8 protein-coding genes are annotated in these 8,902 nt (G+C 25.4%); 5 read left to right on the top strand and 3 right to left on the bottom strand.

What is annotated here, in order from left to right:
• Positions 1-174: 174 nt before the first annotated feature.
• Entirely contained in the window at positions 175-1,242 is a 1,068-nt protein-coding gene (locus tag R4K56_RS05660) for a metallophosphoesterase family protein (protein ID WP_335772063.1), read from the top strand.
• A 2-nt stretch (positions 1,243-1,244) separates the two neighbouring features.
• Here R4K56_RS05660 and R4K56_RS05655 read toward each other — a convergent pair whose 3' ends face one another.
• Positions 1,245-2,297: a glycosyltransferase family 9 protein gene (locus R4K56_RS05655; protein ID WP_335772064.1), complete on the bottom strand. Its 1,053-nt coding sequence runs from the start codon at positions 2,295-2,297 to the stop codon at positions 1,245-1,247.
• Between the two features lie 149 nt (positions 2,298-2,446).
• Here R4K56_RS05655 and R4K56_RS05650 point away from each other — a divergent pair, with 149 nt between their 5' ends.
• Entirely contained in the window at positions 2,447-3,421 is a 975-nt protein-coding gene (locus R4K56_RS05650; protein WP_335772065.1) for an ABC transporter substrate-binding protein, read from the top strand.
• 511 nt (positions 3,422-3,932) lie between these two features.
• On the opposite strand, the gene R4K56_RS05645 is transcribed toward R4K56_RS05650, so the two are convergent.
• Both R4K56_RS05645 and R4K56_RS05640 read right to left on the bottom strand, forming a co-directional pair.
• Complete coding sequence (locus R4K56_RS05645; RefSeq protein ID WP_335772066.1) at positions 3,933-4,598, bottom strand: YczE/YyaS/YitT family protein; 666 nt, start codon at positions 4,596-4,598, stop codon at positions 3,933-3,935.
• A gap of 14 nt (positions 4,599-4,612) precedes the next feature.
• Positions 4,613-5,005 carry a MarR family winged helix-turn-helix transcriptional regulator gene (locus R4K56_RS05640; RefSeq protein ID WP_335770191.1) on the bottom strand — a complete coding sequence of 131 codons (393 nt, stop codon included), beginning with the start codon at positions 5,003-5,005 and terminating at the stop codon, positions 4,613-4,615.
• 204 nt (positions 5,006-5,209) lie between these two features.
• Between R4K56_RS05640 and trxA the strand changes: the two genes are divergently transcribed.
• The 3 genes from trxA to R4K56_RS05625 all read left to right on the top strand — a co-directional run bounded on the left by trxA (position 5,210) and on the right by R4K56_RS05625 (position 8,899).
• Positions 5,210-5,527 (top strand): thioredoxin, encoded by a 318-nt coding sequence (gene trxA, locus R4K56_RS05635; RefSeq protein ID WP_297299752.1) that lies wholly within the window; start codon positions 5,210-5,212, stop codon positions 5,525-5,527.
• Between the two features lie 115 nt (positions 5,528-5,642).
• On the top strand, positions 5,643-7,361 hold the full coding sequence (locus R4K56_RS05630; RefSeq protein ID WP_335757566.1) for a hypothetical protein: 1,719 nt from the start codon (positions 5,643-5,645) through the stop codon (positions 7,359-7,361).
• On the top strand, positions 7,358-8,899 hold the full coding sequence (locus R4K56_RS05625; RefSeq protein ID WP_335770190.1) for an NAD(P)H-hydrate dehydratase: 1,542 nt from the start codon (positions 7,358-7,360) through the stop codon (positions 8,897-8,899). The genes R4K56_RS05630 and R4K56_RS05625 overlap by 4 nt, the downstream gene beginning before the upstream one ends.
• Positions 8,900-8,902 lie beyond the last annotated feature (3 nt).

The following is an 8,902-nucleotide window of genomic DNA, read 5'->3' as shown; positions in this document are numbered from 1 at the left end:
TTTTATATTTTTGATATTTCAGAATTAAATATTAACAATATCATTGATATATTTATAATGATTATAATATTGATTAATTAATATATTTAATTTATAATACAAAAATACAGTTTCAATAAAAATTATTAATCATTATTAACGATAATATTATTAACTATAATAAAAGAGAAGTTTATGCCAAAATTATTAATATCAAGCGATTTGCATTTGAGTATGCAGGAAAAAGAATATTCACTTTCTGTATTAGATGAAATAATTGATTATGCAAAGGATTATGATGCCTTAATGCTTTTAGGTGATACTTTCAATACTTTTGGAGATTTACAGGGATTAAAAGATATATTTTCAAAAAAGATGGAAGATTATCAAAAAAATGTATATTTACTCAAGGGTAATCATGAAAATTTAAAATCTAAGGGCATAACATTGAGTAAATTGAAATTTCCTGAAAATGTTATAGTGATAGAAGATATAACTTTTTTTAATATTGATGATTTGGATATTGCAGCTTTGCCTTATAGTGAGAAATATATTATAGATAATGAATTGAATAAAAAAATAGAAAGTTTAAATGCCAATAATAGAATATTAATAGCTCATGGAATAGTTGAAGGTACATTATGGGCTATAGAAGAAAATGAAGAAGCGGCAAGCATACCTATAGATATAATAAAAAAAATAGATCCTAACTTTGCAATAGTAGGGCATATACATAAACAAATGGAAGTAAATATTGATAATATAGATATAATATATACTGGTTCTGCCAGAGTATGGAGAAGAAGTAAATCCGAAATGGGTACAAGAAGATGTTTATCTATAGATATTCAAAATGGAAGCATAAAGAAAACATTTATAAATATAAAAAATGCTGGTGAGTATAGAGTTTATGAAACTAATATTTACAGCTTATCTAGTTTGGATAAAAAAGCAGAAGAATGGAATATTAATGATATTATAGATATAAATGTTTACGGCATAGCAGAAGATGAAAATGAAGTTGAAGAAAAAATAAATGTAGTAAGAAATAAATACTCAAAATACGTAAGAGAAATTAATGTAAAAACTACAAAATTATTTTTATTAGAAAATGCCTACAATGAAAGCATTATAAAAGAATTTTTGTCCATAGCTGAAGGATATGAATTGGATACACTTAATGATGAAGATTTAGAGATAGTTGAACTTGCTAAACGTATAGGCATAGAAAAAATATATGCTGCTTTACAGAGTAAAAAATAATTTTATGATTCTATTTTCTCAATTTTTTCAATGAATCTTTTTGCTAAAATTTTTGCATCAATATTTTCTATGCATATATGATTATTAGGACAATTTTTCCTTTTGTAGCATCTTGCACATTCTAAATTTTCAACTCTCATAGTTTCAGAATTTTTTGCTATAGGGCCGACACGCACTTCACTGGTAGGGCCGAATATTGCTATAAGAGGTTTTTGGAATGCACAGCCTGTATGCATTGGAAATGAATCTACTGTTACCATTCCTTTTGAATTTTTTATTAAATAAGCTAATTCCGGTAAATTAAAAAGTCCTGCAGAATTTAATACATTATTAAAACCTTCTGATATATCTGCACATTCTTTCTCATAATCTGAAGTAGCTGATAATACTATTTGTATATCTTTTAGTTTTTGTATTTCTTCTATTATCTCTCTTGATTTTTTTACGGATAAATCTTTAGTATCCCATCTTGAGAATGGAGAAAAAACTATATATTCTTTATTAATATTAAAATTGCTGTTAATAGAATATTTTATATGTTCTACTTTTTTATTGAATTCATCAGCTATATTGTCTGGTAAAAAATAGTCCAAATCAGTACCGTCATCTGGACAGTCTATAAATTTTAAAAATGATAATAATCCTACTATAGCATTTATATCTTTATAATAATTGCTTTTTAGTCCGAACCATTTTCCTTTTGCGTATTTCTTTTTTGCATGACATAAATATAAAAATATAACACTCCTTTCAAGTCCTTGTAAATCCATAGCTATATCATAATGCTCTTTTCTTACTTCCTTTATATGTGAAAAGAAATCTCTTATTGTAGAGAAAAATAATAGAGGAGATTTAAATATTTCATTTTCATATTTATATATATCTAAAACATATAATTTATTTATATAAGGATTATTTTCTAATATTCCTAATGCTCTTTTATCCGTTACAACATCAATAGTGCAGTCTTTATTCCATTTTTTTAATGCTCTTATAACAGGAGTCATATGTAAAACATCACCTAAAGATGTCTGTTTTATTAAAAGTATTTTCATAATAATAACCTTATAAATAATAATATAATAATGATACATATATTTTAATAATAATCAAGAAAAAAATAAAAAATACTATAAATAGTATTGACAATAATTACTTTGTATAGTAATATTACTATACAAAGTAATTATATAAGGAATTAACAATGAAAAGGAATATTATAATAATATTAGTAATTTTATTAGTATTTATTACAACATTCAGCATAAGCAAAGCTAATAATGTTAGTAAAATAAAAAATGAAAATATCATCAATATAGGCATAAGTCAGATGATAGAACATGATGCTTTAGATTTAATTTATAAAGGAATAGTAGATGAATTAAATAAATATTATAAGTCCAGTAATAAGAAGATAGTTATAGATTATCAGAATGCACAAGGCGAACAGGCGAATTGTAATACCATAGCACAGAAATTTGTAAATGATAAAAATGATATAATAATAGCAATAGGAACACCTTCAGCACAATCGGTTGTAAATCTTACCAAAGACATACCAGTAATAGTTTCAGGAATAGGCGATCCAATAGGGGCAAGATTGGTAACTAATTTAAATAAACCTAATGTAAATGTAACTGGAACTATAAATCTTCCTCCTATAGAAAAACAAATAGATTTAATGCATAAATTATTACCTAATGCCAAGAAAATAGGACTTTTATATTGTTCAAGTGAAATTAATTCTATATATCAAATAAAATTAGCAAAAGAAAAATTAGATTCTTTAGGATTGGAATATGTGGATTTAACTGTTGCTAATGCTAATGAAATAAATCAAATGATGTTAAGTGCTGTTAATAAAGTTGATGCAATATTTTCTCCAACTGATAATATAATAGCTAATAGCATGGCTAATGTGGCAATGATAGAAGAAAGTGAAAAACTTCCTGTAGTATGTGCTGATGCAGGAATGACAAAAATAGGAGGAACAGTTACATACTCTGTTGATTATTATGATATGGGAATACTTACAGCTAAAAAAGCTATAGAAGTTTTGGAAGGAATAAAAGATATAAAAAATATACCTTTAGAAACAGTTGATAGTTATAATTTTGTAGTTAATACAAATATGATAAAAACATTGGGACTTACTATACCAGAAGATATAATGAAATAGATTAATAGAAGAAATAACAAGCTTACAATATTTATTTTATTGTAAGCTTATTATTTTGTACAAAAAAGGATATATTTATTAGTTGAAAAAAGTTTTATTTATTAATTTTTGAATGCTTCAAATTTTAAATAATAAAATGAAAAATATTTTTTAACAAACTTAAAAATTTTTAGTATATACCTAAACAACTATATTTTGTCAAAAATAATTTTTTTAAATTTTAAATATCTGCAGGGCTTTGCCCACCCACTTTGTGTGCTTCGCAAGCACCCCACTTCTTTTGCGACCGAAGGGAGTACCTTTAGGTATGCCACAAAGAAGCTATATCCTCGACAAGCTCGGATACGCTTCGCGAAAGGCTACATATAGGCTTTAATTTAAAAATTATCTTACATGTAAGACAAAATTAGTATGATTTAGTACTAATTCTATCCTTGCACTTTTTGGTTCTTTTTGCGGCGGGAAAAAGAACAATAAAAAAATTGACAAACTTAAAAATTTTCAGTATAAATTAATTTTCTGATAGTAAATATTTCTCCTCCAATACTTTTAATGGCTTGCTTAATTGTTTTGCTGTAAATCCAACAAAAATAGCTCCAGCAATAATGCCTTCTCTCACCCCTTCCAAATGTCCTACAAATAACATAACTGTAGTAATTGATATCAATACCAATACAACATCGAATGCTATTTTTATATTTCCGAATTTAACAGAAAATACTTTACAAATAGCTAGTACAACACCTTCTCCAGGGGTAGTAACTAATTTTGCCATAATCTCTAAACTAACACCTAAGCCAAGTAAAAGTATGCCTAATATGCATAATCCCCATTGCTGAAAATAATTTGAATAAGTTATATTTCTTATTAGATATTGAGAGAAGTCTATCATAATACCGAATAAAACAAGTGCTGGTATTTGAAAAAGCTGAAATAAATCATAATTTTTTCTAAGAAGAAGTATTTGTAATAATATAAAAATAATATTTATAATTATAGTTGTTTGTCCAACAGATAAGCCGGATATATGGCTTGTTACATAAGGTACACTTGAAATAGGTGATATGCCTAATGCTGCTTTAATAGAAAATGCTATACCTAAAGCCATAATAGCAAGTCCTACTATTAATATAATACATCTTTCAATAAAATGAGATTTGAAAATTTCTTTGTTCATATTCAATTCCTTTTTTAATTTTTTTTGAGTGAATCACATATATTCGTTAATAATCTTTTTAATTCTTCCTGTTCCTCATCAGATAATCCTGCGGTTGCAATGTCTTCAGTATTTTTGAAAATGACTTGCATGTTTTCAGCAGCTTCAATACCTTTATCTGTTAAAGAAACATATAGAGATCGTCTGTTTCCATCTTTTTGTTTTCTTATAATGAGCCCTGAATTCTCCATTCCTAAAAGTATGCTTCCGACAGTTGCTTGTTCTATTTCTAAATAATTAGCTATAGTTTTTTGATGAGCTTCCTTAAATTGATGTAAAAAATACAATACTTTTGGCTGACCAGATGTGAGACCTATTTTATTTGCTTCATTTATTATTTTATGTGCAAATATAGAATTTGCTTTCATTAGTAAAAAATGCAGATTCTCCAAAGTAAGTATCCTTATAGTAAGTATTGTTATAATAAGAAAACTTATTATAAATTAATAATAAAAAAGTCAAATTTTATATACCTAGTATAAGTATATAAAAAAAATATAAAAAGATATTGACTTTTGATTAAGTTAGAGTATACTAATAAAATAAATAAAAAATAAGAGAGGAAAACAAATATGTCAGTACAAGAATTAAAAGCAGATAATTTTAAAACTGTTATCTCTGAAGATAAAGCTACATTAGTTGATTTTTTTGCTGAATGGTGCGGACCTTGTAAGATGCAAACTCCTGTATTGCATAAAGTAGCAGATCAATATTCAGATAAGATGAATTTTGGAGCTGTTAATGTTGATGAAGCTGAAGAAATCGCTGCTGAATACGGTGTTCAATCTATACCTACTTTGATAGTATTTAAAGGCGGTCAACTAATTAAAAGAGCTGAAGGTATGAAAAATGAAGCTCAATTAAAAGAGTGGTTGAAAGATTATCTATAAGATAAAAGTATACACTAATTTTATTTTTAGCCTAATTTTCTTGTAAATTAGGCTTTTTTTTATTCTAAATTGATATATAATTCTGAAAACACTATATAAATTTTTAAGGTAAAATATGTTTAGTACAAGCAATAAATTAATAGAAAATATATCAAATGAATTTCATATAAATGATGAAGAATCAAATCAAATTATAAATAAACTTTTTCAAAAAGTAACTTTTTCGATATTAAATGGAAATAGATTCTATATGGATAAGTTGGGTATTATAAGTTTGAATGAAAATAAAGAAATACTATTTTCAAATGAAGAAGATGGAAGTTTTGATGATTCATTAGAGTCTATAAGTATAACAAGTAAAGATATAAAAGACATATTTTTAGAAAAATCTATTTATAAAAGCATATTTAAAAATATAAAAGATATTTCAAAAGAAGAAAAAGTACATATAGAGAATTTTGGTACATTTTTAGGAAATAAAATAACTTTTGAAGCTGATAAACATTTGAAAGATATAATTAATAACTATAATAATGAAGAAGTTGTTGAGGATATTTTAGAGGAATTGGACAATCAAATAATCAGTAAAAGAGCAGAAAACAAAAATGATGAAAATTTAGAAGAAATTGTAGAAGAAGATAATAATATAATAAGCGATATATGGAAGAATAAATCTTATAATAATATAGATTTAAATAGTATGATAAAAAATCTTAATGAAAAAAATGATACTAAAGAAGAAGTAAATAATAATGAAATAAATAACAATATAGAAGAAAAAGAAGAAGTTTTAAATGTCGATAATAATAGTAATTTGGAAGATAATTCTGAATCACAAAAGACTGATAATGAAAACTCAAATTATTCTACAGTAATGAAAGAGTATACAGAAGAGGAGCTTTTGGATATTAATAATTTCGACAGTGATGATTTAAAAGATGAAAATAAAGAAGATGATAAGTCAATTGATTATCCTGTAATGAAGGAGTATACAAAAGAAGAACTTTTGGATCCTAATAATATTGATGCAGATGATGAGCATAATACTGCAGAATATAATAGAGAAATAAATGAAAAAGTGGAATCAGAATTATTAAGTACAAATAAAAAACAGTTTAAGGAAATCAATAGGAAAAATATGGATAATATGAACAATTCAGAAAGTAAAAAATCTAAATCATCATTAATTGGGGGAATATTTAAAGTAGCTTGTATAATAATATTTATACTAATAATTGGGGCTGTAGTGTCTGTTTATTATGGCAGTAATAAGCAGGTAGCAGAAAATAATATAGAAAATCAGAAACTTTATGACATAGTAGATACATTCTTTAATGATATGGATTCTGTTAATCTATCATATATAACATCTAAAGATATGTATTATTGGGATATAGCAAAATCATTGTATGGAGATGCTACTTATTGGCCATTAATATACAGTTATAACAATGATAAATATAAAATAAGCAATATTATAAAGAAGGGAAGCAGTATATCATATAGAAATATGCCTAGCTTTTATGCAGTAAAAGATGTTAAGTATTTGGATAATACATTGTCAAAATGTTATATGGCAATTTATCCTATATTGGTAAATGATAAAAAGTTTAATCATGCTTTATGGGCTTTAAAATTATCAGCATATTATGATTTGAATGTATTTAAAAATAATTCTAATATGATACCTCAAAAAACATATTCTAATATCTTAAAAGAGAATAGTTCTACAAAAAGTGCATATAGTGATATTATAAAATATGGACAATTAGATGAAAATACTTTATTATCATTTGTGGAAACAATAAAAGAAAAATTGGGAATGTCAAAATGAAAGTTGTAACTACAGAAGATTTAATTAATATAGATAAAAAAACCACAGAAAAGATTCCTTCCATATTATTAATGGAACATGTGGCTAGCGAGATTTTTTATTTATTATTGAAAAGACATAGAAAATTATTGTATACAAAAACTGTGTATATTTTTTCATCTGTTGGCGGAAACGGAGGAGATGGTCTTGCTATAGGAAGATATCTTATACAAAATGGATATGATGTAAAAATATATATAACAGGCAATCTTGATAGAGTAAATAAAGATACTTATGCTAATTTTAATATATTAAAATCTATGAATGTAGATATAAGCTATTTAGGAAGTGAAGAAGATGTTTATAATGCTGTAGAAAATATTGAAAGAAAATCTATAGTACTAGATTCATTATTCGGAACTGGAGGAAACAGACCATTAGAAGGCATACAAAAAGCATTAATTGATAATTTAAACGAAATAGATGTTTTGAGAATAGCTATAGATATACCTTCAGGACTTGCTTCTAAAATAAATGATTATGACAATGTAAACAGCTGTTTTAAAGCTGATGAAACTTATACTGTATGTTTTGCAAAGGATATATTTTTCTTATATAGAACTAGAGAATATATAGGAAAATTATTTATGATAAAGTCTATATTTCCGGAAAGTATATTGGATAGTTGGGGATATAAGGCTAAATTAATAGATTATAATGAGAAAATCAATATAAATAGAAATGCATTCTTCAGTAAAAGAGAACAAGGAATGTTATCTATAGTAGCAGGAAGCGATGATTATATAGGAGCTGCTGTATTATCAGTACATGCTGCTTATAGACTTGGAGTAGGATATATAAGATTATATGTACCTAATGGAATAGTTAAAAATATAAGAGATGCTATTACTCCTTCTATGCCTGAAGTAGTTATTATAGGTGTTGGTGAAGAAAATCAGAGATATTTCACTGAAAATGATATAGAAATAGTAAACTATATAAACAGAAGCAGTGCTTGTATAATAGGTTCAGGATTAGGAAGAAATATGGATACTGAAGTATTTATAAATAGTATTTTAAAGCAAATAACTGTTCCTACTGTTATAGATGCTGATGCTTTATATTTGATGTTTGAAAGTACATTAAATGAACTTTCAAATAATTTTATATTGACTCCTCATATATATGAATTTGAAAAATTAACTCAAATAAATCATATAGAAACATTAGAAAACCCTTATGCTTCATTATTGAGATATAGACAAAAAACTAATGCAACTATAATATTAAAAGATGCTGTAAGTTTTTTAATGCATAATAATGATATATATATAAATTATAATCCTAGATCTTCTATGGGTAAAGCCGGAATGGGAGATGTATTTGCAGGCTTTATAGGGGCGTTGCTAGCTAGAAAAATAAATGTATTAGATGCTTCAAAATTAGCATTAATAATACAGGCAAGAGCTTTCAATATTTTATCAAAGAAATTTGGAAATGACTATATACAGCCTAAGGATTTAGCTAATATATCATATAAAATATTAAAAAGGATATAAGTA

The sequence above is a fragment of the Brachyspira pulli genome (genome assembly GCF_036997785.1).
Lineage (GTDB): Bacteria > Spirochaetota > Brachyspiria > Brachyspirales > Brachyspiraceae > Brachyspira > Brachyspira pulli.
The sequence above is the reverse complement of the archived record's forward strand: the minus strand, read 5'-3'. Positions and strand labels throughout refer to the sequence as shown.

Coding starts and splice junctions, on each gene's coding strand:
- trxA (WP_297299752.1), top strand. CDS start 5,210: ATGTCAGTACAAGAATTAAAAGCAGATAATTTTAAAACTGTTATCTCT.
- R4K56_RS05640 (WP_335770191.1), bottom strand. CDS start 5,005: ATGAAAGCAAATTCTATATTTGCACATAAAATAATAAATGAAGCAAAT.
- R4K56_RS05655 (WP_335772064.1), bottom strand. CDS start 2,297: ATGAAAATACTTTTAATAAAACAGACATCTTTAGGTGATGTTTTACAT.
- R4K56_RS05630 (WP_335757566.1), top strand. CDS start 5,643: ATGTTTAGTACAAGCAATAAATTAATAGAAAATATATCAAATGAATTT.
- R4K56_RS05625 (WP_335770190.1), top strand. CDS start 7,358: ATGAAAGTTGTAACTACAGAAGATTTAATTAATATAGATAAAAAAACC.
- R4K56_RS05660 (WP_335772063.1), top strand. CDS start 175: ATGCCAAAATTATTAATATCAAGCGATTTGCATTTGAGTATGCAGGAA.
- R4K56_RS05645 (WP_335772066.1), bottom strand. CDS start 4,598: ATGAACAAAGAAATTTTCAAATCTCATTTTATTGAAAGATGTATTATA.
- R4K56_RS05650 (WP_335772065.1), top strand. CDS start 2,447: ATGAAAAGGAATATTATAATAATATTAGTAATTTTATTAGTATTTATT.